Raw genomic sequence first — 26,453 nt, forward strand, 5'->3', positions numbered from 1 at the left:
TTCACGCCGCCGCCCGCACCGGCGCGAAGGTGCGGGCTTCCAGGATCTTCAGGGTCGCGCTCACGCTGCCCGTGCGCCCGTCCTCGAACTTGACCTGGGTCGCGATGTACTGCTCCGTCTTGCCGCCATACAGCGCGTCGACCAGCACCTGGTACTTGTCGGCGATGAAACCGCGGCGGACCTTGTTGGTACGCGTGAGCTCGCCGTCGTCGGCGTCCAGCTCCTTGTGCAGCACCAGGAAGCGGTGCACCTGGCTGCCGGCCAGTTTCTCGTCGGCGGCGAGGTCGGCGTTGACCTTTTCGATGCAGTCCTGCACCAGCGCATACACCTCCGGCTTCTGCGCGAGGTCCGTGTAGCCGGCATAGGGCAGGTTGCGCCGCTCGGCCCAGTTGCCCACCGCATCGAAGTCGATGTTGACCATCGCGCAGACCTGGCCGCGACCGTCGCCAAAAGCCACCGCTTCCTTGATGTGCGGGAAGAACTTGAGCTTGTTCTCGATGTACTTGGGCGCGAACAGCGAGCCGTCCGCGAGGCGGCCGACATCCTTGGCGCGGTCGATGATCTTCAGGTGGCCGCGCGCGTCCAGGAAGCCGGCGTCGCCGGTGTGGAACCAGCCGTCCGCCGTCCGCGCTTCTTCGGTGGCCTGCGGGTTCTTGTAGTACTCCTTCAGCAGGCCGGGCGAGCGCACCAGGATCTCGCCGTTGTCGGCCAGCCGGATCTCCACGTCGCGGCAGGGCAGGCCCACGGTGTCGGGCAGCACCTGGTGGTCCGGCTGCATGCAGACGAAGACCGCGGTCTCGGTGGAGCCATACAGCTGCTTCAGGTTGACGCCGATCGCGCGGTAGAAGGTGAACAGGTCGGGCCCGATCGCCTCGCCCGCGGTATAGGCCACGCGCACCCGCGAGAAGCCCAGGTTGGTGCGCAGCGGCCCGTACACCAGCAGGTTGCCGATGGCGTAACGCAGGCGGTCCCAGGCGCCGACCGGGCGGCCATCGCGCAGTGCCGGGCCGACGCGGCGCGCCAGCGCCATGCAGGCGTGGAACATGCGGCGCTTCAGCGCGCCGGCGTCCTCCATGCGGATCATCACGCTGGTGAGCAGCGCCTCGAACACGCGCGGCGGCGCGAAGTAGTAGGTGGGCCCGATCTCCTTCAGGTCGATCATCACCGTGGCGGCCGACTCGGGGCAATTCACCACGTAGCCGCACGCCAGCCACTGCGCATAGCTGAAGATGTTCTGGCCGATCCAGGCCGGCGGCATGTAGGCCAGCACTTCCTCGCGCTCGGTGAGGTGGTCGAACTCGGCCCCGGCCCGCGCGCGATCGAGCAGGCTGCGGTGGGTGTGCACCACGCCCTTGGGCTGGCCGGTGGTGCCGGAGGTGAAGAACATCGCGGCCACGTCATCGGGCTGCGCTTGCTCCACTTCGGCGCGGAAGAAGCCAGGCTGCGCTTGCATGAAGGCCGCGCCTTCGGCCGCCAATGCGCCGAGCGAAGCCAGCCCGGGCTCGGCGTAGTTGCGCAGCCCGCGCGGATCGTCGAACCAGATGCGTTCCAGCTGCGCGCATTGCGGGCGGATCTCCAGCAGCTTGTCCACCTGCTCCTGGTCTTCCGCGAGCGCGAAGCGCACTTCGGCGTTGTTGATCGGGAAGACGCATTCGGCGGCCACCGCGTCCTGGTACAGCGGCACGGGAACAGCGCCCAGCGCCTGCGCCGCGAGCATCGTCGCGTACAGGCGCGGCCGGTTGGTGCCGATCACGATCATGTGCTCGCCACGCGCGAGGCCTGCCGCGTGCAGGCCGCAGGCCAGCTGCTCCACCAGCAGCGCCAGCCGCGACCAGCTGGTGGCCTGCCAGATGCCGTACTCCTTCTCGCGCATGGCGCTGGCCTGCGGCCGCTGCGCGGCGTGCTGCAGGAGCTGGCGGGGGAAGGTCGTCTCCATGGGGCGCAATGTAGGCGGGGCTTTTGACGCCGATCTGTCTTTGCAACGACATTCCTAGGGATACTCCTAGTAGGGCGAGCCCGAACGACAATCACCCATCCGATGTCCGAACTGACCCTGCACCAGCGCCGCCGCGCCCCGACCGATGCGGAACTGGCCCTGATCCCCTGGCTGGCCGTGCTGCAACCGGCCGAACGCGCGCGTGCCGTGCCGCACATCAAGGTCGGTGACGCGCTCCCGGGCGATCTCGTGTGCCGCGTCGGCCGGCCGGTCACCTACTGGTTCGGCGTCATCGAAGGCCTGCTCAAGATGAGCAACGAGAACGCGCAGGGCCAGACCATCACCTTCAGCGGCCTGCCGCCGGGCGGCTGGTTCGGCGAAGGCACCGTGCTGAAAGGCGAGAGCTATCGCTACAACGTGCAGGCCCTGCGCCGCAGCGTGGTGGGTGGCCTGCCGGCGGACACCTTCCACTGGCTGCTCGATCACTCGATCGGCTTCAACCGCTTCGTCATGAACCAGCTCAATGAGCGCCTCGCGCAGTTCATCGCCGCGCGCGAGATCGACCGCATGAGCAACCCGGACCTGCGGGTCGCGCGCAACCTCGCCGCGCTGTTCAACCCCGCCCTGTTTCCCGGCGTCGGCGAGATGCTGCGCATCACGCAGCAGGAGCTGGCCTACCTGGTCGGCTTGTCGCGCCAACGCGTGAACGAGGCGCTGTCCGCGCTGCAGGGACAGGGCATCATCCGCGTCGAATACGGCGGCCTGCGCATCCTCGACCTGCAGGCGCTTCGCACCAGCCTCATCCCGAACCGAGCCCATGCCTGACCCGCAATCCGACAACAACAACGCCGCCACCACCCGCCTGAACAAGCGCATGGCCGAACTGGGCCTGTGCTCGCGCCGCGAGGCGGACGACTGGATCGCCAAGGGCTGGGTCAAGGTCGATGGCCAGGTGGCCACCATGGGCCTGCAGGTCGGCCCGCGCTCGCGCATCGAGGTGGATCCGAAGGCGCGCGGCCAGCAGCGCGAGCAGGTCACCGTGCTGCTGCACAAGCCCATGGGCTACGTCAGCGGCCAGGCGGAAGACGGCTACGAGCCGGCCGTGGTGCTGGTGCAGGCGCGCAATCGCTGGCAGGGCGACCGCGCGGCGCACAAGTTCAACCCGGGCCAGCTGAGAGGCCTGGCGCCGGCGGGGCGGCTGGACATCGACTCCACGGGCCTGCTGGTGCTGACACAGGATGGCCGCGTGGCCCGCCAGCTGATCGGCGAGGACTCGAACATCGAGAAGGAATACCTCGTGCGGGTGGCCTTCGGCGCGGTCGCCACCGACGTGCAGCGGGTTTTTCCGCCGGTACAGCTGGTTCGCCTGCGCCATGGCCTCAGCCTCGATGGCGTCAAGCTGAAGCCGGCCAAGGTCGACTGGCAGAACCCGGAGCAGCTGCGCTTCGTCCTCACCGAGGGGCGCAAGCGCCAGATCCGCCGCATGTGCGAAGCAGTGGGGCTGAAAGTGCTGGGCCTGAAGCGGGTCCGGATCGGCAGGGTGGCGCTCGGCCAACTACCCGTAGGACAGTGGCGTTACCTGGATGCAACAGAAGGTTTCTAGAAACCAGGGAAATCCCGGGATTAATTGCAATCCTTGTCCGAAGCTGACGACCTAGGCCAGGCCCGTAGGGGTTCTTAGGAATAATCCCTAAGAACTCTACTATGGAGTAACTGGATGAATCTGCTTCTCAAGTTGGCCCTGCTGGCCGCCGCGTCGGGCGCGATGGTGGGCACTTACGCTGCCACAGCGACCCAGACCTTCGGCGTCAAGCTGGTCGTGCAGGAGAGCTGCTCGATCGGCACCACGCCGACCGACGTCGACTTCGGCACCCACACCCGCCAGACCACGGCCGTGAACACCGACGCCGCCGGTTCGCTGAGCATCAACTGCAGCTCCGGCACGCCGTACACCATCGCGCTCAACGGCGGCCTGAACGCCACGGCCTCGACCCGCCAGATGCTGTCCGGCGCCAACGTCGCGGCGTACGTGCTGTACCAGGACTCCGCCCGCGCCACGCCCTGGGGCAATGGCACCACCTTCGGCACGACCGTCTCCGGCACCGGAACCGGCGCCGCAGTGGCCACCCCGGTCTATGGCCGCCTGACCAGCCTGAATTTCCCGGCCGGTACCTATTCCGACACGGTCACGGCGACCGTCACTTACTAACGACTCGTTGGAGGGACTCATGCGTCAATTCTTCAAGGCGGCCCTGGTTGCCGCAGCCATCTCCGGCGTCTCCGGCGCCTACGCGCTCACGGACACCAACAACCTGCAGGTCTCGCTGACCATCACCGCCGCTTGCGACGTCACGACGACGGCGCCCAGCTCGGTGGCCTTCGGCAGCCACGCCCAGACCGCATCGACCCCGGTGGACAACACCGGCGCCGTCACGGTGACCTGCCAGGGTTCCACGCCCTACAACGTCCTGCTGGGCCAGGGCGGCAACTACTCCAGCGGCCGCCGCCTGGTCGCCAGCGGCAACTACGTGCCCTACGAGCTGTATCGCGACAGCAGCCACACCCAGGTGTGGGGCCAGACCATCGGCACCGACACGCAGACCGGCACCGGCACCAACACCTTCACGGTCTACGGCCGCGTGCCCAGCCTCTCCTTCCCCGCCGGCAACTACACCGATACGGTGCTGGTCACCGTCGACTACTGATCGCCAGGCGCTTGCCTTCCTCGCCGGCCGCCTCGTGCGGCCGGTTCACCTTGCGGCCATCGTTCCCGTGAATATTCCTACCACCCTCTCCCGTCTGGCCCGCTGCGGGCTGCTGTCCCTGGCAGCCCTGCTCGCGGGCGGTCCGGCTGCGTTCGCGGCCGACCTGCAGGTCTCGCCGATTTCGCTGCAGTTCCAGGCCCGGGAGCAGGGCCAACCCTTCTGGCTGAGCAACAGCGGCACCCAGCCGCTGCGCGCGCAGATCCGCGTGCAGCGCTGGTCGCAGGCCGAAGGCGTGGACAAGCTGGAGCCGGCCAACGACCTGGTCGCCAGCCCGCCCACGGTGGAAGTGCAGCCCGGCCAGCGCCAGTTGATCCGCATCGTCCGGCCGCAGACGCAACCGGCGCCGGTGGAGCGCGCCTATCGACTGATCGTCGACGAACTGCCGCCCAGCACCGCTCCGCAGGCAGGCGCGAGCGGGGCACCTGCCGGCCTGCAGTTCCTGCTGCGCTATTCGGTGCCGGTGTTCATCGCGCCGGATGTGGCCGCCGCCGGCGCGCCGGCCAATGCCGCATCGGCTGCCGCACCGGGCAGTGGCGACGCGCTGACCGCGCAGTGGAAGCCCGCCGCGCCGCAGGTGCTGGAGGTTGCCAACGCCGGCAAGGCGCGCGTGCGCATCAGCCGGCTGATCTACGAAAACGCGAAGGGCGAGCAGACCGAGCTCGTGCCCGGCCTGATGGGCTACGTACTGGCGGGCCAGCGCATGCAGTTCCAGCTGCCGCCGGCGGCGACCAGGCTGGCGCCCGGTGGCGTGTTCAAAGCCCGCTTCAATGACAACCTGCAAGAGCAGGTGCTGCGCCTCGCGGCTCCGACTTCCTGAAGCCGCCGCGGCCTTCGGGCTGGGCCTCGTTCTCCTGCTGTCCTGGGCGCCACCGGTGGCGGCCCAGGCCGTGTCCGCGGCCGCCGCGGCGCCGGACCGGGAGGAGCTGTACCTGGCCGTCACGGTCAATGGCGAGGCGCTGCCGCAACTCGCCCGCTTCCTGGTCGGGCCGGGCGATGCGCTCGCCGCCAGCGCCGCGACGCTGCGCGAGATCGGCTTGCGCTGGCCAGGCAGCGAAACGGCCAGCGGCCTGGTCGAACTGGCGCAGCTCTCGGGGCTGAAGGCCACCTATGACCCGCGCAACCAGATGATCAACCTGGTCGCGCCCGTGGCCATGCTGGACCGCGTGCCCCTGCGGCTGGTGTCGGGGCTGGGCGCGGCGCAGCCGGCCGAGGCTTCGCCGGCCGAACCCGGGCTGCTGTTCAACTACGACCTGTTCGCGCAGGACAGCCACGACACGTCGGCCCTCAGCGGCTGGAACGAGCTGCGCATGTTCGGCGTGGGGCCGGGCGTCTGGAGCACGTCGATGAACAGCGGGGTGACGCACGACCTGCTCGGCTCCCACCACTCCAGCGTGCGGCTGGACACCTCGTGGCAGATGAACTGGCCGCAGCAGGCGCTGTCGCTCACGCTGGGCGACACCTACTCCGGCGCCTTGACGTCGTCGCGCGCGGTGCGCGTGGGTGGCCTGCGGTTCGGCAGCAACTTCGGGCTGCAGCCTTACCAGGTGACCGCCCCGCTCAATACCTTCGTGGGCGAGGCCACGCTGCCGTCGACGGTGGACCTGTACATCAATGGCCTGCGCCAGTCCACGCAGCGCGTGTCGCCGGGCCAGTTCCTGATCGACAGCCTGCCTTCGCTCAATGGCGCGGGCCGCGCCGAGCTGGTCATCACCGACATCAACGGCCAGCGCCGCGCCGTCAACTTCGATTTCTACGGCGCGCCCAGCCTGCTGCGCGAGGGGCTCTGGGACTGGTCGGCCACCACCGGTTTCGTACGCCAGGACTATGGGCAGCGCTCGTTCTCCTACGACCACGCGCTGGTGGCCAGCGGGACTGCGCGCTACGGCCTGTCGGATCGCAGCACGCTGGAGGCGCAGGCCCAGGCCGGTGGCGGCGTGGCGCTGGCCGGCGGCGGCGGCGCCTGGCGCCTGGGCGAACGGGCCGGCGTGGTCAGCGCTTCGGTGGCGGCGAGCCATAGCGGGGCGGGCACCGGCCGGCAGGCCGTCGCGGGCTACCAGTGGACGGCCCAGCCTTACAGCGTCTCCATCAACAGCCAGCGCCGCAGCGCGGGCTGGCGCGACATTGCCAGCCGCTTCGAGACGCGCCATGCCCTGGACCAGGATTCGGTCTACGCCGGCTATTCGTCCTTCCTGGGGCAGCTGGGCGTGATCTATGTGCGCCAGAGCTACGACAGCGGGGACTCGCAGCGCTTCCTCACCCTGAGCTGGTCGCGCCAGATCGGCGACGCCACGCTGAGCCTGAACGTGGTGAAGGACCTGGCGAGCAACAGCGACTACCAGGCCCAGCTGGCGCTCTACGTGCCGCTGGACCAGCGGCGCAGCGTGTCCGTCACCGCCGCGCGGCAGGGCGATCGGACCAACCTGGCCGTCGATGCGAGCCAGAGCGTGGACAGCAGCGCCGGCGGCTGGGGCTGGCGCCTGCAGGCCGCCGCCGGCAGCGGCCCGGCGCGCTCGCAGGCCGAGGTCACGCAGATGGGCAGCCTGGGGCAGTGGCGCGCCGGCGTTTCCGGCGGCAGCAGCGAAGCGACCACCGGCTACGCCGGCGCGAGCGGCTCGGCGGTCTGGATGGGCGGCGGCCTCAAGCCGATGCGACAGGTGGACGATGCCTTCGCCCTGGTCTCCACCAGCGGTGTGCCGGACGTCCCGGTGCGGCTGGAGAACCGGGTGGTGGGCCAGACGGACAGCCATGGCCTGCTGCTGATCCCCCAGCTCAACGCCTACCAGCGCAACAAGGTCGCCATCGATACGCTGGACTTGCCGGCGGACATGCGCGTGGAGAGCACCACGGCCGACGCCGTGCCGGAAAGCCACAGCGGCACGCTGGTGGCATTCAAGCTGCGCCGCATTGCCGCGGTGCAACTCACGCTGCGCGACGAGGCCGGCACGCCGCTGCCCGTGGGCAGCAACGTCACCCTGGAGCCGGCCGCCGGCGCGGCGCCGGCGGCCACCACATCCGTGGGCTACGATGGCCTGGTCTACCTGGAGGACCCGCCCGCAGGCACGGTGCTGCGGGTGGAGCGCGAAGGCGGCGGTACCTGCGCCGCGGCGCTGCCGCCCATCCCGGGGACCGGCTGGATCGACCTGGGCCCCCTCACCTGCCGCTGATGAAGGAATCGAACATGCACTCGCCGGCCTTCCTGGGCGCCTGGCCGCGCCGCTGGCTGCGGTTGTGGCTGCTGGCCTTGCTCTTCGCCGCCGCTGGGCCGGCAGCGGCCCAGAACTGCTGGAGCAGCGGGTCGGCCAGCATAGCCTTCGGCTCGGCCGGCAACGGCATCGCGGTCGACACGTCGGACACGGTCAACCTCACCTGCCAGGCGGACGCCAACCCGCGCTACCTGCGCTGGTGCCTGTTCATCGGCGGCGAGGCGCCCATCGCCGGCGTCAACCCGCGCTACATGACCAACTACAACGGCGGCCAGATGGCCTACGACCTCTACTCGGACGCCGCCCGGACGCAGGTCATCGGGCCGCCACCCACGGGCAGTGGATTCACGGTCTACACCGGCACCGCGGTGGTGCCCGGCAACTATGCGCAATCGGCCATCTCCGTGCCGGTCTATGGCCGGGTGGCCGCGGGGCAGGACCTGCCGGCGGGCAACTACCAGGCGGGGATCAGCAATGTGATGTTCTACGTGGCCATGGCCACCAGCAGCTATCCGGCCAGCTGCACCACCGGCGCCTGGACCGGCTCGGTCGGCCCGCTCTACATCGGCGTCAGCGCTTCGGTGGCCAATGCCTGCCGGATCTCCCTGGCCACCGACCTGGACTTCGGCGCCGTGTCCACTTTGGCCAGCAACCGCGACCAGACTTCGCAGATCTCGGTCCGCTGCAAGGCGGGCACCACCTGGACGCTGGGGCTCAGCAACGGCGTCAACGTCACCGGCACCAGCACCCGGCGAATGCGCAACGCGGCCGGCCAGTACGTCACCTACGAGATGTACCGGGACACCGGCCGCAGCCAGCGCTGGGGCAACGCCAGCGGAACCTGGGCCACCGGCACCGGGGCCGGCGACGCCAGCCCGACGACGCTGACCGTCTACGGCCGCGTGCCTGCCCAGGCGGCGACCAGCGGTACTTATTCCGACACCGTCACTGTCACCTTGACGTATTAACCCAGGCTAATCCCCGTCTAATGCACTTTCCTTAAGCTTCGGCCAGGAGAATGCATCCCATGCGTGTATTGCTGGTGGAAGACGACGAGATGATCGGCCGCAGCCTGCGCGAAGCGCTGGCCGGCCAGGGCTGGTCCGTCGACTGGGTCAAGGACGGCGAGCTGGCGCAGAGCGCGCTGGCCGACGGCGACTACGCCTGCATGCTCCTGGACCTGGGCCTGCCCAAGGTCGATGGCGTCGAGGTGCTGCGCAAGGCGCGCGCCCGCGGCGACACGACGCCGGTGCTGGTGCTCACGGCGCGCGACGGCCTGGACGACCGCGTCGCCGGCCTGGATCTCGGCGCCGACGACTACCTGCTGAAGCCCTACGAACTGCGCGAGCTGCTGGCGCGCATGCGCGCGGTCATCCGCCGCCGCGACGGCGCCGCCCATTCCGTGATCGGCACGCCCGGGGTGCAGCTGGACCTGACCACCCGCGAGGTGCTGGTGCAGGGCGAGCGCTCGCAGCTGTCGGCGCGCGAGTTCTCGCTGCTGCACGCGCTGCTGGAGCGGCCCGGCGCCATCCTCTCGCGCGAACAGCTGGAAAACCGCATCTATGGCTGGGGCGAAGAGGTCAGCAGCAATGCGGTGGACGTCCTGATCCACGGCATGCGCCGCAAGCTCGGCGCCGAAACCATCCGCAACGTGCGCGGCCTCGGCTGGCGCGTGGCGGCCGACGCGCAGGCGGCGGGGGCGGCGGCATGATGAAGTGGCACGTCTTCCCGCAGGGGCCGATGTGCTCCATCCGGCGGGCGCTGATGCTGTGGCTGGTGCCGGTGTTCCTGGTGGTCGGCGCTACCGCTGCAGGCCTGGGCTACTGGAGCTACTGCGCCATGGTCAGCGGCTTCCTGGACGACCAGATGGTGCAGATCGCCAATGCGGCGGCCGGCTCCGAGGAGGCGAGGCTGCCGCGCCAGACCACGGACCGGGTCGAGCACTGGGGCGCTTTCGTGGTCCAGACTTTCGATCGCCAGGGCCAGCTGGTCTCGACCACCTACCCCGAACTGGCGGCGCCCATGCCGCAGGGCGAGGGCTTCCAGGACGTCGAGGTGGCCGGCCACGGCTGGCGCGCCTACGCGCTGCCGCCGACGGCTCCGGGCAACCACACCGTGCAGGTGCTGCAAAGCGCTTCGTTCCGCACGCACCTGGCGGCCGAGCGGGCGGCCGCCGTCGTCGCCCCGGTGCTGATCCTGCTGCCGCTGGCGATGCTGGTGCTGTGGGGCCTGGCCCGCGCGATTTCGCGGGCGCTCGAGGACATCGGCCGGCAGGCGGCGCAGCAGGACGAACACCACATCACGGAACTGTCGATGCAGCGGGTGCCGCACGAACTGCGGCCGCTGGTGAATTCCTTCAACAGCCTGCTGCGGCGGCTGCGCGACGCCTTCACCACCCAGCGCCGCTTCGTGCAGGACGCGGCGCACGAGCTGCGCACGCCGATCACGGCTATCGGCCTGCAGCTGGAGAACCTGCGCGGCGACATGAGCTGCGAGGGCGCCCGCGGCCGCTATTCGCAGCTCGAAGCCGGCGTGCGGCGGGCCCAGCGCGTGGTGGACCAGCTGCTGCGGCTGTCGCGCCAGGAAGCGGCGGGCGCCGATGGCGTCGGCATCGTGGACCTGCAGGCGCAGCTGCGCGAAAGCATCAACACCCTGATCGCGCTGGCCGACCAGCGCAACATCGACCTGGGCCTGGTCGGGCCGGAGCAGGGCGCGGCGCCGGTGACCTTGCGCTGCGTCGCGGGCGACCTGCGCAGCATCCTGGACAACCTGATCGAGAACGCCTTGCGCTACACGCCCGAAGGTGGAGTGGTGGACGTGCGGGTATCGCAGGACCAGGGCAAGCTGGCGCTGGAGGTGGTGGACACCGGGCCGGGCATCCCGCAGGAGCTGCTGCCGCGGGTGTTCGACCGCTTCTTCCGGGTGCCGGGCAGCGCGGCCAACGGCAGCGGCCTGGGCCTGGCGATCGCGCAGGCCGCGGCGCAGCGCTGCGGGCTGTCGCTGACCCTGCGCAATCGCGAGGACCGCAGCGGGCTCATCGCCCGCGTCGAGACGGCGGCCTGAGCCAGCCGGGGCGGCCGCCCCGGCCCTGCGAGCCTCACGCCAGCAGCGCGTTCACCCGCTTGACGTAAGCCGCCGGATCCTCCGGCATCCCGCCTTCGGCCAGCAGCGCCTGGTCGAACAGGATGTGCGCCAGGTCGTCGAAGTGCGACGAGCCTTCCAGCTTCTGCACCAGCGGGTGCGAGGCGTTCACCTCCAGCACTGGCTTCATGTCCGGCGCCTGCTGGCCGGCCTGCTTCAGCAGGCGCGCCAGCTGCAGGCTCATGCCGCCTTCGGTGACCACCAGGCAGGCCGGCGAATCGACCAGGCGGGTGGTGACGCGCACGTCGGACGCCTTGTCCTTCAGCGCTTCCTTCAGCTTCGCCAGCACCGGCTGGAAGGATTCGGCCGCTTCCTCGGCCGCCCTCTTCTCGGCCTCGTCCTGCAGCGTGCCCAGGTCGACCTGGCCCTTGGCCACGGATTGCAGCGGCGTGCCGTCGAACTCGTTGACGAAGCCCAGCGCCCACTCGTCGACCCGGTCGGTCATGTACAGCACCTCGATCCCCTTCTTGCGGAAGATCTCCAGCTGCGGGCTGTTGGCCGCGGCCGCCTGGCTGTCGGCGGTGACGTAGTAGATCGCCTCCTGGCCTTCCTTCATCCGGCCCTTGTAGTCGGCGAAGGAGACGGTTGCCGTGTCGCTGGCGGTGGAGGCGAAGCGCAGCAGCTTGGCGATGCGCTCGCGGTTGCCGAAGTCCTCGCCCAGGCCTTCCTTCAGGACGGCGCCGAACTCGGACTGGAATTTCTGGAACTTGGTCTTGTCCTCGGCGTTCGCCAGCTCCTCGATCATCGACAGCACGCGGCGGGTGTTGCCCTCGCGGATCGCCTTCACGTCGCGGCTTTCCTGCAGCAGTTCGCGGCTGACGTTCAGCGGCAGGTCGGCCGAGTCGATCACGCCCTTGACGAAGCGCAGGTACGAGGGCAGCAGCGCCTCGGCCTCGTCCATGATGAAGACGCGCTTGACGTACAGCTTCACGCCGGCGGCCTTGTCGCGATTCCACAGGTCGACGGGCGCGTGCGCGGGGATGAACAGCAGCTGCGTGTACTCGGTGCTGCCTTCCACCCGGTTGTGGGTCCAGGCGAGCGGCGGCTCGTAGTCGTGGCTGATCGCCTTGTAGAACTCCTGGTACTGCTCCGGCGTGATGTCCTTCTTGGGCCGGGTCCACAGGGCGGTGGCCTGGTTGACGGTCTCCCATTCGTCAGTGAGCACGTGCTCGCCCGGCTTGCCTTCCTCGCCTTCCTTCCACTCCTCCTTGCGCATCGCGATCGGCAGGGAGATGTGGTCGGAGTACTTGCCGATGATGGACTTCAGCTTCCAGCTGGAGAGGTAGTCCAGCGCGTCGTCGCGCAGGTGCAGCGTGACGCTGGTGCCGCGCTGCGCCCGGGTGATGGTTTCCACCTCGAAGTCGCCGGCGCCGGTACTGACCCAGCGCACGCCTTCTTCCGGCTTCAGGCCGGCCCGGCGCGACTCCACCGTGATGCGGTCGGCGACGATGAAGCCGGAATAGAAGCCCACGCCGAACTGGCCGATCAGCTGGGCGTCCGCCTTCTGGTCGCCGGAGAGCCGGCCCATGAACTCGCGGGTGCCGCTCTTGGCGATGGTGCCCAGGTTGTCGATCGCTTCCTGCTCGGACAGGCCGATGCCGTTGTCGGCAATGGTCAGCGTCTTCGCCGCCGGGTCGTAGCTGACGCGCACTTCGAGATTGGGGGCGTCTTCGTACAGCTCGGGGTGGTGCAGCGCCTCGAAGCGCAGCTTGTCGCAGGCGTCGGAGGCGTTGGAGATCAGCTCCCGCAGGAAGATCTCCTTGTTGGAGTACAGCGAGTGCGTGACCAGGTGCAGCAGCTGTGCCACCTCGGCCTGGAAGGAGAGGGTCTGTTTCTGGCTCATTTCTGTGGTGAGAATGCAGCGCCGATGTGGGGCCGGCGCGGGAATTTTCCAAGGCGGACGATGCTACAGCAGTGCCTCGTGAAGAATTCGACGTTTGGCCCGGGCCGGCCCGCCAAGGCAGTAGTACCGGTGGTTACAGTCTAGGTCATGCGCATCGAGCTGCCTTCCCCCTCCTGGGCCGACGTCCATCGCGCCCAGGAAGACGCCCACACGCTGACGGTGCCCGAGCAGCGCTCGCCGGCGCTGGACGAGCTGCTGCTGGCGGCCGGGGCGGAAGGCACGAGCTCCCGCATCGAGGTCCGGGCCGCCGCCCCGCGGACCCTCACGCTGACCCTCTAGGCACGGCCCCTACGCCGCTCGGGTCGCCTTTCGCACCGCTCAGTCACGGCTGCGACAAGCCTCCGCCGCTCATCATCCCCTCTTGACCGCTTGGCATATGGGGTTGGAAAGGGGGTGGTCGGGGTGTCTAGCATCCCCTCCAAGTCCATGAATCCTGGAGCAGAACCTTGTCCCTGACCGCCATCGCCCGTCCCCGTGCCGCCGCCGCAGGCTTCACGCTCATCGAGCTCATGGTGACCGTGGCCATCGTCGCGGTCCTGGCTTCGATCGGCTACCCGGCCTATACCGACTACATCCGCCGCGGCCAGTTGCCGGAAGCCACCGCGGCCCTGTCCGACTACCGCGTGAAGATGGAGCAGTACTTCCAGGACTACAAGAACTACGGCACCACCAACGGCAGCGCCTGCGCCAACGGGACGAACGCACCGGGCTGGAGCAACTTCGTGCCGAAGGGCGCCAAGTACTTCACCTACAGCTGCACGGTCAACAACACCGGTACCGTCCCCGGCTACATCCTGACCGCGACCGGCAGTGCGGCCAAGGCGGTCGGCCACGTCTACACGGTCAACCAGGACAACCTGCAGACGACCACCCAGTTCAAGGGCGCGAGCGTCAGCGGCAAGAACTGCTGGCTGATGAAGGGCACCGAGTGCTGAACCCTGTGCGCCAGCGCGGCTTCAACCTGGTCGAGGCGATGGTGACCCTGTCGGTGCTCGGCTTGCTGATCGCCATGGCGCTGCCCAGCATGAGCGACTGGATGAACTCCACCAAGGTGCGGACCGTCGCGGAAAACGCGCAGACCGGCCTGCAGCGCGCCCGCGCCGAAGCCATCAAGCGCAACAAGGTGGTGACCTTCTGGCTCGTGTCGCCCAATACCACGGCCGCGCCTGACGATACCTGCGCGCTGTCCTCCACGTCGGGAGCCTGGGTGGTGAGCCTGGACGACCCGACCAGCCATTGCGCGACGGCTCCCTCGCCCACGGACGCGCCCCGGATTGTCCAGACCTACGGCCCCGGCAACGCGGCGGCCCTGATCTCGGTGGCAGGCACCCAGACGGACGGTTCGACGGCCGCCACCTCGGTCAGCTTCAACGGCTACGGCCAGCGCGTCGGCACCGGCACCCTCGCCAACATCGACGTGACCCACGCCGATGCGTCGGCGCGGCAGTTGCGCATCCAGATCAGCACCAGCGGCAGCATCCGCATGTGCGACAGGGGGATCGCTTCCCCGGACCCGCGGGCCTGCACACCATGAGACGAGCCACTCCATCCCGTAACCGGCCCAGGCAGCGCGGCATCGCGCTGATCGAGGCCCTGGTGGCGATCCTGATCTTCGCCTTCGGCATCATCGGGCTGGTCGGCCTGCAGGCGGCGATGACCCGCGCGCAGGGCACCGCCAAGCTGCGTGCCGATGCCGTCTACCTCGGCGCCCAGCTGATGGGCGCCATGTGGGCGGACCGCTCCCACGTCGCCAGCTACGACTCCGCCAACTGCGCCAGCTACAACCCGTGCAAGGACTGGCTGGCCAAGGTGCAGACCGGCCTGCCGGGCGGCGCGGCCACCATCAGCGCCACCTCCTCCGGTGACGTGGCGCTCACCGTCACCTGGACCACCAGCGCGGAAGGAACCCATACCCATGCGGTCAGTACTGCCGTCCGCTGATGCCCGCCGGCGCCAGGCCGGCTTCACGGTGATCGAGCTGATGATCGGCGTGGTCATCGGCTTGCTGGCCAGCCTTGCCGTCACGCAGGTGCTGGTGAACTGGGAAGGCCAGAAGCGCACTGTCGCCTCGGGCTCGGACGCCCAGGTCAACGGCGCGCTGGCCCTGGGATCGCTGCAGCGCGCGGTGATGCCCGCCGGCTACGGCTTCGCGGCCACGCCGTCGGTCATCGGCTGCACGCTCACCGGCACCTTCAGCGGCAACTCCGTCACGGCGACGTTGCCCAACTTCCCGACCTCGCTGGCGCCCGTCGTCATCACGGACGGCGCGTCCGGCGCGCCCGACTCGATCCGGATCCTGGCGAGCGGCAAAACCTCGTACTCCATCCCGCTGCGGGTGGTGGCGCCCGGCTACACGGCGGGCAACGCCAGCTTCCCCGTGTCCAGCGTGCGGGGCATCGCGGCCGGCGACATCATCGTGGCCTCGAATGCGGGCTCGGCCTGCGAGATCTTCCAGGTGAGCGCGGACCCCGGTTCGGCGCCCACGGTCTCGCGCGTCGATGACGGCAAGTGGAACGCGGCCAACAAACCGTCCGCCGGCTACAGCGACGGTTCGGTCCTGCTGAACATGGGAGTTCCGATCGACGCGACCTACAGCATCGCCAACAACGCGCTGGTGGCCCAGACGCTGAAGGTCGATGCGACGACGGCCGTGCCGTCCTATGGCGCGGCGACGGAGCTGTACCCGAACATCGTGCAGCTGCAGGCGCTGTACGGCAAGGACACCAACAGCGACGGCATGGTGGACACCTGGGACAACGTGACGCCGACCACCAATGCGGGCTGGCTGCAGGTGATCGCGGTGCGCCTGGCGGTGGTCTCCCGCAGCCAGCAGTACGAGAAGTGCGACGACACCGCCGGCACGGGCAACTGCCCGACGATGAACAACATCAGCTGGGACGTCGGCAGCGCGCTGACCGCGACCGTCGCGGGCAGCACGGCCTGCGGCACGAGCCAGTGCATGACGATCAAGCTCGACACGCTGACCGACTGGAAGCATTACCGCTACAAGGTCTTCGAAACCATCGTGCCCCTGCGCAACCTGCTGTGGAACTCATGAAGCGCGTGCACTCTCCCTCCAGGCGCGTCGCGCAACGCGGCATTTCGCTGCTGTTCGCGCTGATGGCGCTCGTGGTCCTCGCGCTGGGCGCGGTGGCCCTGACCCGCTCGGTCGACACCGGGACCCTCGTGATGGGCAACCTGGGCATGAAGCAGGACACGCTGGCGTCCAGCGCGCCGGCCGCGGAACAGGCCATCGCCTGGCTGCAGGCCAACGTCACCGGCAACACGCTGGACTCGAGCGACCCGTCGAACGGCTACTACGCCAGCAGCATCGACAAGCTCGACCCGACCGGCAACCACTCCTCCGCCGCCACGCCGTTGTCGCTGGTCAACTGGGACGGCGACTGCAACGGCGCGGCCTCGGGCACGTATGCCACCTGCGACACCCTGGCGAAGACCGGCACCGCCGTGAACGGCAACAAGGTGCAGTGGGTCATCACCCGGCTGTGCGACAACACCGGTGCCCCCAGCGGCACCAACCTGTGCGTGCGGCCCGCGTCCGCCGCCACATCGACGGCCCTCGAGCGCGGCGAACTGAACCCGGGTGGCCGGATCAGCGCCGCGATCATGGGCCCCTACTACCGGGTCGTCGTGCGCGTGGAAGGACCCCGCAGCGCCGTGACGTACACCGAATCGCTCGTCCACTTCTGAGCGCGACAGCCCGAAAGGCCCACCCATGAAGTTCGCGGACCTCTCCCTCCTCGCCCGGCTGCGCGGCGCCTTCCGGCTGGCGTGCGGCCTGCTCGCGCTGGCCTGCGCCCCCGTGTTTGCCGGCGTCACCGACATCTCCACCGCGCCGCTGTTCACTTCGTCGAACGTGTCGGTCAAGCCGAACATCATGTTCATCCTGGACGACTCGGGGTCCATGGCGTGGAACTACCTGCCGGACGATGCGGGAAACTTCAGCGGCGGCGGCAACGGCCAGTATGGCTTCATGTCCTCGCAGTGCAACGGCGTGGCCTACGACCCGACGGTGACCTACAGCGTGCCGGTGAGCAGCACCGGCACCTCCGTGACCTCGGGCGACACGAGCATCCTGGCGCCGAACAGCAGCTACAACCGGAGCAACAGCTATGGGGTCACGACTTCGCTGAGCTCCACGAGCACCTGGCCGACTGGCACCACCGGCACTGCCGCGAACTTCACGGTCAAGGGCAACAACATCAGCAACTTCAACGTCGGCGACGTCATCACGGTCTACGGCACGTCCACCCAGTTCTTTATCGGAACGGTGACGAGCCGGAACACCAGCAGCAACACGCTGTCGGGCACCGCGAGCTACACGATCGGCACGTCGCTGAGTTCGGGCACCATCGCCGAGGGTTCGCCCAACACCTACTTCACGTACGACACGACGGTCGGTACGCAGACCAAGCTGGGCTACACGTACACCAGCAGCGGCGTGATCACCACGACCGACTTCTACAAGGAGTGCGCCAGCACGATCGGGACCACTCCGGGCAGCAACGTCTTCAAGCGGGTCTACGTCTTGCCGACATCCACGGAGGCGCAGAACTACGCCAACTGGTACCAGTACTACAACACGCGAATACAGATGATGCAGACGGCCATGACCCTGGCCTTCAAGGGCGTGGACAACCGTTACCGGGTCGGCTACAGCACCATCAGCACGTACAGCGCGGCCGAGGGCACCAACTTCCTGAGCGTGCGGGACTTCGACGCGACGCAGAAGGGCAAGTTCTACACCGCGCTGAACGCCGCCACCCCCAACTCCAGCACCCCGCTGCGGGGCGCGCTGGCCAAGGCCGGCCAGTACTTCGCGACCAAGGCATACCAGCAGGCATCGACGGATGACCCGATGCTGTATTCCTGCCAGCGCAACTTCACGATCCTGTCCACGGACGGTTACTGGAACACCGGCTGGGAGCGCACGAGCGCGCCGAAGTACGGCCCCTACCAGATGGACAACTCGACGAACGTCGGCCAGCAGGACGGCGGCGCCACCTTGCGTCCGATGTTCGACGGCGGCAGCGTGACCGCCACCACCACGGAGACGTGGACGATCACGGCCGTCACGGTGACCAAGAGCGCCCAGCCGACCACGACCACGACCTCGGTCAACAAGAGCACCAACACGCAGACGCCGACGAAGGGCTACGAACAGTACCTCTACTCGCTGGTCCCGACGGTGACGACGACCTCGGTCGTGCGGCCGGCGAACACCTCACCCTATACCGTCACGGTGACCGTCCCTTCGACCGCGGGGATGGGCCCGGTCGGCACCACGCTCACCCTGGTGATCACCCAGACCGCCGGCACTACTGTCAACGGCTATTCCGGCACGGTGACGGCCACCGTCACCAGCGGGACGACCTTCACCTATCCGTCCACCACCGGCAGCCGCCCGAGCAGCCCGAGCAGCGGCATGACCCTCCAGGTCCGGACGACCGGGGCAGCGAGCTGCTCGGTGGGCCAGGGCGTCGCGTCGAAGCAGCGCCAGACGCAGGACACGTACCTCACCACGGTCGTCAACTCCTCGACGACGACGATGACCGTCAGTTCCGTGGCGACCACGACCACGACCACCACGACGACGCCTTACACCCGCATCCTCAAGGTCGTGAACGGGGTGACCGTGTCCGACACCACGACGGCGGGCTCGCAGAGCAGCGTGACCGCGACGAGCACCAGCACGACCAACAGCACGCCGACGGTGACTCCGTCGTCCAACACGACCACCTCCACGGGCACCACCACCTGGATCAACTCGGGCAGCGCCGCGTTCAGCGGCAGCTGCGTGAGCACCGCACCGGCGAATACCACGCCGGCGGCCCTGGCGACGACTACCACGTCGACGGTCTCGACGGTGACCGGGCCGACGACCACCGGGCCGACTACCGCCACCGGCACCCTGACGATCACCTTCGGGCCGTCGACCACGAACACGGAGAGCACGCACTCCTCCAACACGGGCCAGTCCACCAGCGGCGGCTCCCTCGACACGCTGGCCGACGTCGCCATGTATTACTACATGTCGGACCTGCGCACGACCGCGCTCGGCAACTGCACGGGCGGCGCGCGCGCGGACGGCACGAAGGGTGACGTCTGCACGAACAACGTGCCGGGCAACGTCAGCGATGCCTCGCACTCCTACGGCGACTCGGCCTCCTGGCAGCACATGACCACGTTCACGCTGGGCCTGGGCGCCAGCGGCCTGCTGCGCTACGACCCCAGCTACCTGACGCAGCTGTCGGGCGACTTCTTCGACATCACCAACGGCGCCAAGAACTGGCCCACGCCGCAGAACACCTCCAACGGCGGCGGCCCGGAGAACATCGACGACCTCTGGCACGCGGCCGTCAACGGGCGCGGGCAGTACTTCAGCGCCGGCAACCCGACGGCCCTGGCCAACAGCCTGAACTCGGCGCTCGATTCGATCAAGGCCATCACCGGCGCGGCGTCCGCGGCGTCCACCAGTTCGCTGCAGCCGGTGCAGGGCGACAACGACATCTACGTAGCCCAGTTCACCACGCAGAAGTGGGTGGGCGACGTGCTGTCGTTCAAGATCGACCCGGTCACCGGCCTGATCTCGCAGAACCCGACCTGGTCGGCGAAGACGCAGCTGGACACGATGACGCCGACCGGCCGGACGATCTACTACTCGTCCCCGGGCAACAGCAAGGCGCTGCGTGCCTTCACGTACGCGAACCTGAAGGCGGACAGCTACAACAGCTACTTCGACAACTTCTGCTCGAAGACGGGCGCCAACGCCGGCGCGACGCCGCAGCAGTGCCCGTCGCTGACCACGGCGCAGCAGTCCACGGCCAACACCGGCACCAACCTGGTGGGCTACCTGCGCGGCGACCAGACCCTGGGCACCTACTACCGGCAACGCGACAACCTGCTGGGCGACATCATCAACGCCTCGCCCCTGTTCGTCGGCAAGCCGGGCTTCAAGTACACGGAGAACGCCTACCAGTCCTACGTGAGCGCGAACGCGACCCGGACCGCCGTCGTGCTGGCGGCTGCCAACGACGGCATGCTGCACGCCCTGGACCGCACCAGCGGCAACGAGCTGTGGGCTTTCGTGCCGACGGCCGTGCTGCCGAACCTGTACAAGCTGGCGGACACGAGCTACTCCAACTTCCACACCTACTTCGTCGATGGCTCGCCGCAGATCGGCGATATCTACGCCGACGACGGCGACGGCAATGGCCCGCACTGGAAGACCATCGTCGTGGGCGGCCTCAACGACGGTGGCCGCAGCTACTACGCGCTGGAGATGACCGACCCGGCCCACCCGAAGCTGCTGTGGGAGTTCACGGACAACAACCTGGGCCTGACCTACGGCAACCCGGTGATCACCAAGCGCACCGACGGCACCTGGGTGGTCGTGTTCGGCTCCGGCTACAACAACGTGAGCCCGGGCGACGGCAACGGCCGCATGTTCGTGGTCAATGCCAATACCGGTGCGCTCATCACGCAGATCCAGACGTTCTCCAGCGGCAGCACGCCGGCCGGCAGCACCAGCACGCCCAGCGGCCTGGCGCACATCAACCCCTGGATCGATTCGGAAACGGTCAACACCGCCAAGCGCTTCTACGGCGGCGACCTGCTGGGCAACCTGTGGCGCTTCGACCTGGACAACCAGGTCCAGCCGAACGGCGCGGCCCTGCGGCTGGCGCAGCTGACCGGCCCGACGGGCACGGCGCAGCCGATCACCGTGAAGCCGGCGCTGGCGGAGGTGAACTACAACGGCAGCAAGTACCCGGTGGCTTACGTGGCGACCGGCAAGTACCTCGGCACCACCGACCTGACGGACAGCAGCGTGCAATCGGTCTACGCGATCAAGGATCCGCTGACCAACACGGCGCTGGGCGTGGTGCGCAGCCGCTCCGACTTCGTGACGCAGACGATCACGGCCAGCGGCACCGCCCGCACCAGCACGAGCAACCCGGTGGACTGGGGTGCCAAGCAGGGCTGGTACGCCGACCTGCCCGCCGGCGAGCGCGTCTCGGTGAACCCGCAGCTGGCGCTGACCACGCTGTTTGTCGGCTCCAACCTGCCAAGCAGCGATGCCTGCACGGTGGGCGGCCAGTCCTTCCTGTACCAGTTCGACATCGGGACCGGCACCTCGGTGGCGAACTACGTGGGTAACGTGATGATCCAGGGCTTGACGCTGGTGCAACTGACCACGGGCGCGGCGGCGGGCAGCGTGGTGACCATCATCACGCGAAGCGACGGCACGCTGCAATCGGTGGTCGGCTCGCCGAGCACCGCCACCAACTCGCTGCGCCGCACGTCCTGGCGCGAACTGGTGGAGTGACATGGAGCGGCGCCAGGGCCTGTGGGTGGCCTCCGGGCTGGCCCTGCTGGCCCATGGCGTGCTCCTGACCCAGGTGCAAGGCGGGCCTGCCGGCCCTCGAGGCGGGCCCGTCCAGGATTTCCAGGTGCGCTGGATTGCGGCGCCGCCGCTTGCGGCCGAAGCAGGGCCCGCCGAGCCGGCGCCAGCCGCCATGCGCCCGGTTGCGGCGCCCCTGGCCGAGCCTGTACCGGCCATCGTCGCTCCGGCACCAGCGCCCCTCCTGCAGCGCGAAGCCCGTTCGGCCCCGCCGCCACCGCCGGCGCCTGCGGCCCGCGAAGAGGGTGACGCCCTGGTCCCCGGCGAGGCGCCCTACCTGCCGCGCAAGCTGCTCACGGTGGCGCCGGTGGCCCCGATGGACCTGGACGTTCCCTTCCCCGCGAACGTCGCCGGCGTGGTGGACCTCCAGGTGGACGTCGCCCTGTTCATCGACGAAACGGGACTCGTGCGCCGCGTGCAGCTCGAATCGCCCGATGTCCCGCCGGAATTCGTGCGGGCCATTTCGGAGACCTTCGTCGGCGCGCGCTTCAAGCCGGGCGAGGTCGATCGCAAGCCGGTGCGATCCCGCGTCAAGTTGCAGCTGGAATTCCATGCGCCCGGGCGCGGCGCGCCCGCAGCGGGAACGCTGGGCACGCCCGCGGGCCTGCACAGCCCGGGCACGGCCAACGGGCCCTCGTCCTGAAAGCGCGCTTCAGCGCGCGGGGTCGAAGCCGCAGTCGCGCCGCGTGGCCGCGGCTTCCGCTGCGGTGAGCGCGCCGATCAGGTGCACGGCCAGCGTCGCCTCGGCGGCGTGGCTGCAGACCGCGGCGCTGTAGGTCGTCGCCAGCCCCCAGGGTTCCGGCAGCAGGCCGGCCAGCTTCACGCCCGGCGTGGACAGGATCTCGGGCACCTGCGTGCAGCCCACGGCGCCGGTTTGCTGCGAGCGTCCCAGTTCGGTCATCGCCGTGGTGCCGTTGGGGAAGGTGCGCAGCTTCGCGGCCACAGCCGCGGCCAGGCCCAGGCCGGCCAGCATCTTCATGAAGTGGATGCCGGCGGTGGCCTTGGCCGGGTCCGGCATGTAGATGGCGCTGGCCTGTTCGAGCAGCGCCTTCAGCGCCGCCGGCGAGGAGAGGTCGGCTTCCTGCGCGCCCAGCTGCACCGCGATGCCGGTGCGCACCACGCCGAGCGGGCGCGAGGTCGCACCCACGGCATGGCCCTGCGCGGACAAGTCGGCGATCAGCGATTCGGTGAGGATCAGCAGGTCGCAGGGCGCGCCAGCCACCAGCTGGTCGCGCATCGCGCCGACGGCGCCGAAGCTGCCGGCGAGCCGGCAACCATATTCTTCTTCGAAGGCCGGCTGGAGCTTGCGGACCAGGCCGTGGGCGGCGCCGCCGCTGAGGATCTGGAGGATGCGAGCTTCGGGCATCAGTCCTATTCGACCTTGCCGATCTTCTTGACCACGTCGGCCATCCTGCGGGCGTCGGCCTGCACGTACTTCTCGAACTCGGGCGTATCCTGGTACAGGATGGGGCTGCCGGCGCCGAGGATCACTTCCTTGACCTTGGGATCATTGGCCGCCGTGCGGGCAGCGGCGCGCAGCCGCTGCACCACCGCATCGGGCGTGTTCGCGGGCACGAACAGACCGGACCACTGCGCGTATTCGGCGTCGTAGCCGGAGTCCTTCAGCGAAGGCACCTCGGGCAGCGTGACCAGGCGGCCGTTGCCCCAGTGGGCCAGCACGCGGACCTTGCCGGCCTTCACCTGCTGCAGCACGGTGGCCGGGCCGGTGGAGACGGCGTCGATCTGGCCACTGAGCAGCGCGACGACCGCGGGGCCGGCGCCCGTGAAGGGCACGTGCGTCATCTTGATGCCGGCGTTCTGCGCCAGGATCTCCATCGGCACGTGCATGGTGCCGTAGTTGCCGGACGAGCCGTAGTTGATGGCGCCCGGACGCTTCCTGGCGTCCTCGACGAAGTCCTTCACCGTCTTCCAGGGGGCGTCGGCACGCACGGCCAGCACGGTGGGATCGGCGGTGAAGCGGGCGATGGGCTTGAGTGAATCGAGCTTGTACAGCGGCGAGCGGCCGATGATCACGTCCGCCTCCGGCAGCACGGTGAAAGAGGACAGCGACATCAGGATCGTGTAGCCGTCTGCGGGCGCCTTGGCCACATAAGCCATGCCGATGCCGCCGCCGGCGCCGGCGCGGTTTTCCACGACGACCGGCTGTCCCAGCTCGCGGCTCATGGCCTCGGCCACCGGCCGGCCCACGACGTCGGCCAGCCCGCCGGGCGGGAAGGGCACGATCATGGTGACGGGCTTGGTGGGATAAGGCTGCTGGGCGACGGCCAAAGCAGCGGTGGCCGCCAGGACGGCAGCCACCAGGGTACGGCGCAACATCGGGAGATCCTCCTTGTGGTTTGTTAGCATGCTACGAAGCACACTTCGGGCCCGAAGAGAGAGTTTTCCCGATGAATGGTTGCATAACGTTACGAACGGCAACCTGGAAGGCCGGCGGACTCAGGCGACGAGGGGCGGTTCCTCCATCGCCTCTGCCTGCTCCTGCAGCATCACGACCTGCCCGCGCCAGTAGTCCGGCGTGCCGAACCAAGGGAAGGTGAGCGGGAACGCCGGGTCGTCCCAGCGCCGCGCCAGCCAGGCGCTGTAATGCAGCAGGCGCAGCGTGCGCAGCGGCTCGACGAGCGCCAGCTCCGCGCGATCGAACTCGCGCAGTTGCTCGTAGCCATCGAGCAGTGCGCCCAGCTGGCGCTGTTGTTGCGACCGCTCCCCGGACAGCAGCATCCACAGGTCCTGCACCGCCGGCCCGGTGCGCGCGTCGTCGAGGTCGACGAAATGCGGGCCGGCATCGGGCGTCCACAGGATGTTGCCCGGATGGCAGTCGCCATGCAGCCGGATCCGGCGCACGCCGGCTTCCTGCGAATTGGCGAAGGCCGCGTGCACCAGCGCCAGCGCGGCGTCGCAGGCCTCGGTCCACTCCCGCTCCACTTCCAGCGGAATCGCCTGGTGCGCCAGCAGCCAGTCGCGCGGCTCGGCGCCGAAGGTGGCGGGGTCCAGCGCCGGCCGCTCCTGGAAGGCGCGCTGCGCGCCCACCTGGTGCAGGCGTGCCAGGTAGCGCCCGATCCACTCCAGCACCTCGCCGTCGTCCAATTCGGGCGCGCGGCCGCCGCGGCGCGGGCTGACGCTGAAGGCGAAGCCGGCGTGGTGGTGCAGCGTGCGGCCTTGCGGCGCCAGCGGCGCCACGACCGGCACTTCGGCCAGCTGCAGTTCGGCGGCGAAGGCGTGCTCCTCGCCGACCTGCGTGTCGCTCCAGCGGCCGGGGCGGTAGAACTTGGCCACCACGACGCCGCTGCCTTCGAACGCGTCCTCCAGGTGCACCTGGTAGACGCGGTTCTCATAGGAGCTCAGCGCGAGCAGGCGGCCGTCGCCGTAAAGCCCCACATCGGCGAGGGCATCCAGCACCACGTCGGGGGTGAGTGACTCGTACGGGTGGCGGTTGTCGGACATGCGGCATTGTCGCCGCCCACGCTCACCGCATGCTGACGATATGGCCGACAGCGGGATCGGTGTCGCCGTTGGCCATGCGGTGCCACGCGCGCAGCGCGGCCTCGGAGCCCGCGTGATGCTGCAAGGTGATCTTGCCGCTGGCCTGCGAGACCATCGCCTGCCAGCCTTCGACGGCGCGCTTGCCGAATTCGGCCGCGCCCCAGTCCTGCTGGCGCTTGCGCACCTGCTCGGGCGCGAAGAACAGCGTCGGCCGCGGGCCCGGCAGTTCGCCCGCGCCGCCCAGGTGGCCGACGTGCGTGCCGCCGACGGCGCTGCTGTAGCGCAGCTGCGGGAAGTGCCGGTGCACCGTGGCGCGGAAACCGGCGTCGCCCGAGAAGTCCACGTACACGCAAGGCATGTCGCCCTCCGCCTGCGCCAGCTGCTGGTAGGCGAGCACGCGTTCGTAGCAACCCAGGCTGTCGCAGAAGGCGCGGTTGGGCGCGGAGGTGAAGCCAACCAACGTGAGGCCGGGCCGCTGCCGCAGGTGGAAGGCGGTGCCCCAGGCCGTCTTGCTGGAAGCGCTGGAGAACAGGATGGTGCGGGCGCCGAAGAAGTCGTTGTCGGCGAGGAAGTCGTCCAGCAGCCAGGCGGTGGTGAAGAGCGGCCGCAGCACGGACTGCAGGTCTTCGCTGCCCACGGCATGGAAGGGGTCCCGGTTGCAGCGCATGTAGCGGTTGTAGACGGCGGGCAGCGGCGCGCGCTGCGCGCTGCCGTCGTCGAAGCCGTTCTCCGTCAGGCGCTGCGGCTGCAGCACGACGGCGCTCGCCATCGGCCAGTAGCCGTAGAGCCGCTCGCCCACCGCGACGCCCGGGCACTGCGAATGCACCACCGTGCCGAAACCCCAGACCGGGACCACGCCCCAGCCTTCCTCGGCCACCGGGAAGAAATCCCAGTAGTGCATGGCCGCGCCGAAGGCGGCGTAGGTCACGTTGTTGGCGGTGAGCGCGAAGGACTCGATGCGCACGCGCACCTCGCCCGGCGCGAGCCGCTGGTCTTCGGTGGTGGCGAGCTTCGCTTCGGCGAGGCGGTCCTTGCGGACCAGCAGGGTGGTGGTGCTCATGATCACACCCTAAAGAAAACGGCCGGCCCGATCAACCGGGTCCGGCCGCTTGCGTGGAAACGAAAAGTCGATCAGGCGACGTTGATCTTGACGTCGATGTTGTTGCGGGTCGCGTTGGAGTACGGGCAGACCTTGTGCGCTTCGGCGACCAGCTGCTCGGCCTTGGCGCGCTCCAGGCCCGGCAGCGCGATGTTCAGGCGCACGGAAATGCCATAGCCCAGCGAGGTGGGGCCGAGGTCGACTTCGGCGTCGATGGTGGCGTCGGCCGGCACCTGCACGCCGACCTTGGGCGCGACGGCCTTCATGGCGCCGATGAAGCAGGCGGAGTAGCCGATGGCGAACAGCTGCTCGGGGTTGGTGCCCTTGCCGGCGCCGCCGGGCGAGGACAGCGTCACTTCGAGGCGGCCGTCGTCGGTGCGGCCTTGGCCGTCGCGGCCGCCGGTGGTCTTGGCCTTGGCGGTGTACAGGACCTTGTCGAGTGCGGTGGGCATGGATCTTCCTTGGTGGTGGTTGGGGGAAAAG

At 69.1% G+C, this 26,453-nt stretch carries 24 protein-coding genes; 17 read left to right on the top strand and 7 right to left on the bottom strand.

Annotation, left to right across the window (positions count from 1 at the left end):
• Position 1: 1 nt before the first annotated feature.
• Positions 2 to 1,936: an AMP-dependent synthetase/ligase gene (locus HHL11_RS04300; RefSeq protein ID WP_169417202.1), complete on the bottom strand. Its 1,935-nt coding sequence runs from the start codon at positions 1,934 to 1,936 to the stop codon at positions 2 to 4.
• 102 nt (positions 1,937 to 2,038) lie between these two features.
• Here HHL11_RS04300 and HHL11_RS04305 point away from each other — a divergent pair, with 102 nt between their 5' ends.
• The 9 genes from HHL11_RS04305 to HHL11_RS04345 all read left to right on the top strand — a co-directional run bounded on the left by HHL11_RS04305 (position 2,039) and on the right by HHL11_RS04345 (position 10,967).
• Positions 2,039 to 2,761: a Crp/Fnr family transcriptional regulator gene (locus tag HHL11_RS04305; protein ID WP_169417203.1), complete on the top strand. Its 723-nt coding sequence runs from the start codon at positions 2,039 to 2,041 to the stop codon at positions 2,759 to 2,761.
• Positions 2,754 to 3,539: a pseudouridine synthase gene (locus tag HHL11_RS04310; RefSeq protein ID WP_169417204.1), complete on the top strand. Its 786-nt coding sequence runs from the start codon at positions 2,754 to 2,756 to the stop codon at positions 3,537 to 3,539. The genes HHL11_RS04305 and HHL11_RS04310 overlap by 8 nt, the downstream gene beginning before the upstream one ends.
• Positions 3,540 to 3,653: 114 nt before the next feature.
• On the top strand, positions 3,654 to 4,145 hold the full coding sequence (locus HHL11_RS04315; protein WP_169417205.1) for a Csu type fimbrial protein: 492 nt from the start codon (positions 3,654 to 3,656) through the stop codon (positions 4,143 to 4,145).
• A gap of 19 nt (positions 4,146 to 4,164) precedes the next feature.
• Positions 4,165 to 4,641, top strand: a complete 477-nt coding sequence (locus HHL11_RS04320) for a Csu type fimbrial protein (RefSeq protein ID WP_169417206.1) — start codon at positions 4,165 to 4,167, stop codon at positions 4,639 to 4,641.
• 67 nt (positions 4,642 to 4,708) lie between these two features.
• Entirely contained in the window at positions 4,709 to 5,518 is an 810-nt protein-coding gene (locus HHL11_RS04325; protein ID WP_169417207.1) for a fimbria/pilus periplasmic chaperone, read from the top strand.
• Complete coding sequence (locus HHL11_RS04330; protein ID WP_169417208.1) at positions 5,469 to 7,865, top strand: fimbria/pilus outer membrane usher protein; 2,397 nt, start codon at positions 5,469 to 5,471, stop codon at positions 7,863 to 7,865. Before HHL11_RS04325 ends, HHL11_RS04330 begins: the two co-directional genes overlap by 50 nt.
• On the top strand, positions 7,865 to 8,872 hold the full coding sequence (locus HHL11_RS04335) for a Csu type fimbrial protein (protein WP_169417209.1): 1,008 nt from the start codon (positions 7,865 to 7,867) through the stop codon (positions 8,870 to 8,872). Before HHL11_RS04330 ends, HHL11_RS04335 begins: the two co-directional genes overlap by 1 nt.
• Positions 8,873 to 8,931: 59 nt before the next feature.
• Positions 8,932 to 9,615 (top strand): response regulator, encoded by a 684-nt coding sequence (locus HHL11_RS04340; protein ID WP_169417210.1) that lies wholly within the window; start codon positions 8,932 to 8,934, stop codon positions 9,613 to 9,615.
• Entirely contained in the window at positions 9,612 to 10,967 is a 1,356-nt protein-coding gene (locus HHL11_RS04345; protein ID WP_169417211.1) for an ATP-binding protein, read from the top strand. The genes HHL11_RS04340 and HHL11_RS04345 overlap by 4 nt, the downstream gene beginning before the upstream one ends.
• Positions 10,968 to 11,001: 34 nt before the next feature.
• Here the strand turns inward: HHL11_RS04345 and htpG are convergent, their stop codons facing one another.
• Positions 11,002 to 12,888 (bottom strand): molecular chaperone HtpG, encoded by a 1,887-nt coding sequence (htpG, locus tag HHL11_RS04350; protein ID WP_169417212.1) that lies wholly within the window; start codon positions 12,886 to 12,888, stop codon positions 11,002 to 11,004.
• Positions 12,889 to 13,035: 147 nt separating this feature from the next.
• Here htpG and HHL11_RS04355 point away from each other — a divergent pair, with 147 nt between their 5' ends.
• The 8 genes from HHL11_RS04355 (at position 13,036) to HHL11_RS04390 (ending at position 22,013) form a co-directional block, all read left to right on the top strand.
• A complete protein-coding gene (locus tag HHL11_RS04355) occupies positions 13,036 to 13,227 on the top strand; it encodes a hypothetical protein (protein ID WP_169417213.1) in 192 nt (63 codons plus the stop codon).
• 167 nt (positions 13,228 to 13,394) lie between these two features.
• Positions 13,395 to 13,883: a type IV pilin protein gene (locus HHL11_RS04360; protein ID WP_281068643.1), complete on the top strand. Its 489-nt coding sequence runs from the start codon at positions 13,395 to 13,397 to the stop codon at positions 13,881 to 13,883.
• Positions 13,877 to 14,482 carry a GspH/FimT family pseudopilin gene (locus HHL11_RS04365; RefSeq protein ID WP_169417214.1) on the top strand — a complete coding sequence of 202 codons (606 nt, stop codon included), beginning with the start codon at positions 13,877 to 13,879 and terminating at the stop codon, positions 14,480 to 14,482. The genes HHL11_RS04360 and HHL11_RS04365 overlap by 7 nt, the downstream gene beginning before the upstream one ends.
• The gene (locus tag HHL11_RS04370; protein ID WP_169417215.1) at positions 14,479 to 14,889 is read left to right on the top strand and encodes a type IV pilus modification PilV family protein; all 411 of its coding nucleotides are present in this window, start codon (positions 14,479 to 14,481) and stop codon (positions 14,887 to 14,889) included. The genes HHL11_RS04365 and HHL11_RS04370 overlap by 4 nt, the downstream gene beginning before the upstream one ends.
• Entirely contained in the window at positions 14,864 to 16,006 is a 1,143-nt protein-coding gene (locus tag HHL11_RS04375) for a PilW family protein (protein ID WP_169417216.1), read from the top strand. Before HHL11_RS04370 ends, HHL11_RS04375 begins: the two co-directional genes overlap by 26 nt.
• Positions 16,003 to 16,659 (top strand): pilus assembly PilX family protein, encoded by a 657-nt coding sequence (locus HHL11_RS04380; RefSeq protein ID WP_169417217.1) that lies wholly within the window; start codon positions 16,003 to 16,005, stop codon positions 16,657 to 16,659. The genes HHL11_RS04375 and HHL11_RS04380 overlap by 4 nt, the downstream gene beginning before the upstream one ends.
• A 25-nt stretch (positions 16,660 to 16,684) precedes the next feature.
• On the top strand, positions 16,685 to 21,295 hold the full coding sequence (locus HHL11_RS04385) for a PilC/PilY family type IV pilus protein (protein ID WP_169417218.1): 4,611 nt from the start codon (positions 16,685 to 16,687) through the stop codon (positions 21,293 to 21,295).
• Between the two features lies 1 nt (position 21,296).
• Positions 21,297 to 22,013, top strand: a complete 717-nt coding sequence (locus HHL11_RS04390; protein ID WP_169417219.1) for an energy transducer TonB — start codon at positions 21,297 to 21,299, stop codon at positions 22,011 to 22,013.
• 9 nt (positions 22,014 to 22,022) lie between these two features.
• On the opposite strand, the gene HHL11_RS04395 is transcribed toward HHL11_RS04390, so the two are convergent.
• From HHL11_RS04395 to HHL11_RS04415, 5 genes are all read right to left on the bottom strand, one after another.
• On the bottom strand, positions 22,023 to 22,736 hold the full coding sequence (locus tag HHL11_RS04395) for a molybdate ABC transporter substrate-binding protein (protein WP_169417220.1): 714 nt from the start codon (positions 22,734 to 22,736) through the stop codon (positions 22,023 to 22,025).
• A 5-nt stretch (positions 22,737 to 22,741) separates the two neighbouring features.
• Entirely contained in the window at positions 22,742 to 23,707 is a 966-nt protein-coding gene (locus tag HHL11_RS04400) for a tripartite tricarboxylate transporter substrate binding protein (protein WP_169417221.1), read from the bottom strand.
• Between the two features lie 120 nt (positions 23,708 to 23,827).
• Positions 23,828 to 24,832, bottom strand: a complete 1,005-nt coding sequence (locus HHL11_RS04405; RefSeq protein ID WP_169417222.1) for a serine/threonine protein kinase — start codon at positions 24,830 to 24,832, stop codon at positions 23,828 to 23,830.
• 22 nt (positions 24,833 to 24,854) lie between these two features.
• Positions 24,855 to 25,931, bottom strand: a complete 1,077-nt coding sequence (locus HHL11_RS04410; protein ID WP_169417223.1) for a DUF2855 family protein — start codon at positions 25,929 to 25,931, stop codon at positions 24,855 to 24,857.
• A gap of 71 nt (positions 25,932 to 26,002) precedes the next feature.
• A complete protein-coding gene (locus HHL11_RS04415; RefSeq protein ID WP_169417224.1) occupies positions 26,003 to 26,422 on the bottom strand; it encodes an organic hydroperoxide resistance protein in 420 nt (139 codons plus the stop codon).
• Between the last annotated feature and the right edge of the window lie 31 nt (positions 26,423 to 26,453).

The sequence above is a fragment of the Ramlibacter agri genome (genome assembly GCF_012927085.1).
Classification (GTDB): Bacteria; Pseudomonadota; Gammaproteobacteria; order Burkholderiales; family Burkholderiaceae_C; genus Ramlibacter; species Ramlibacter agri.

What these genes read in the sequence shown, in the direction of transcription:
- HHL11_RS04395 (WP_169417220.1), bottom strand. Translation starts at nt 22,736, where the DNA reads ATGCCCGAAGCTCGCATCCTCCAGATCCTCAGCGGCGGCGCCGCCCAC.
- HHL11_RS04355 (WP_169417213.1), top strand. Translation starts at nt 13,036, where the DNA reads ATGCGCATCGAGCTGCCTTCCCCCTCCTGGGCCGACGTCCATCGCGCC.
- HHL11_RS04400 (WP_169417221.1), bottom strand. Translation starts at nt 23,707, where the DNA reads ATGTTGCGCCGTACCCTGGTGGCTGCCGTCCTGGCGGCCACCGCTGCT.
- HHL11_RS04340 (WP_169417210.1), top strand. Translation starts at nt 8,932, where the DNA reads ATGCGTGTATTGCTGGTGGAAGACGACGAGATGATCGGCCGCAGCCTG.
- HHL11_RS04375 (WP_169417216.1), top strand. Translation starts at nt 14,864, where the DNA reads ATGCGGTCAGTACTGCCGTCCGCTGATGCCCGCCGGCGCCAGGCCGGC.
- HHL11_RS04415 (WP_169417224.1), bottom strand. Translation starts at nt 26,422, where the DNA reads ATGCCCACCGCACTCGACAAGGTCCTGTACACCGCCAAGGCCAAGACC.
- HHL11_RS04345 (WP_169417211.1), top strand. Translation starts at nt 9,612, where the DNA reads ATGATGAAGTGGCACGTCTTCCCGCAGGGGCCGATGTGCTCCATCCGG.
- HHL11_RS04300 (WP_169417202.1), bottom strand. Translation starts at nt 1,936, where the DNA reads ATGGAGACGACCTTCCCCCGCCAGCTCCTGCAGCACGCCGCGCAGCGG.
- HHL11_RS04315 (WP_169417205.1), top strand. Translation starts at nt 3,654, where the DNA reads ATGAATCTGCTTCTCAAGTTGGCCCTGCTGGCCGCCGCGTCGGGCGCG.
- HHL11_RS04330 (WP_169417208.1), top strand. Translation starts at nt 5,469, where the DNA reads ATGACAACCTGCAAGAGCAGGTGCTGCGCCTCGCGGCTCCGACTTCCT.
- HHL11_RS04405 (WP_169417222.1), bottom strand. Translation starts at nt 24,832, where the DNA reads ATGTCCGACAACCGCCACCCGTACGAGTCACTCACCCCCGACGTGGTG.
- htpG (WP_169417212.1), bottom strand. Translation starts at nt 12,888, where the DNA reads ATGAGCCAGAAACAGACCCTCTCCTTCCAGGCCGAGGTGGCACAGCTG.
- HHL11_RS04390 (WP_169417219.1), top strand. Translation starts at nt 21,297, where the DNA reads ATGGAGCGGCGCCAGGGCCTGTGGGTGGCCTCCGGGCTGGCCCTGCTG.
- HHL11_RS04320 (WP_169417206.1), top strand. Translation starts at nt 4,165, where the DNA reads ATGCGTCAATTCTTCAAGGCGGCCCTGGTTGCCGCAGCCATCTCCGGC.
- HHL11_RS04370 (WP_169417215.1), top strand. Translation starts at nt 14,479, where the DNA reads ATGAGACGAGCCACTCCATCCCGTAACCGGCCCAGGCAGCGCGGCATC.
- HHL11_RS04310 (WP_169417204.1), top strand. Translation starts at nt 2,754, where the DNA reads ATGCCTGACCCGCAATCCGACAACAACAACGCCGCCACCACCCGCCTG.
- HHL11_RS04335 (WP_169417209.1), top strand. Translation starts at nt 7,865, where the DNA reads ATGAAGGAATCGAACATGCACTCGCCGGCCTTCCTGGGCGCCTGGCCG.
- HHL11_RS04385 (WP_169417218.1), top strand. Translation starts at nt 16,685, where the DNA reads ATGAAGTTCGCGGACCTCTCCCTCCTCGCCCGGCTGCGCGGCGCCTTC.
- HHL11_RS04410 (WP_169417223.1), bottom strand. Translation starts at nt 25,931, where the DNA reads ATGAGCACCACCACCCTGCTGGTCCGCAAGGACCGCCTCGCCGAAGCG.
- HHL11_RS04305 (WP_169417203.1), top strand. Translation starts at nt 2,039, where the DNA reads ATGTCCGAACTGACCCTGCACCAGCGCCGCCGCGCCCCGACCGATGCG.
- HHL11_RS04380 (WP_169417217.1), top strand. Translation starts at nt 16,003, where the DNA reads ATGAAGCGCGTGCACTCTCCCTCCAGGCGCGTCGCGCAACGCGGCATT.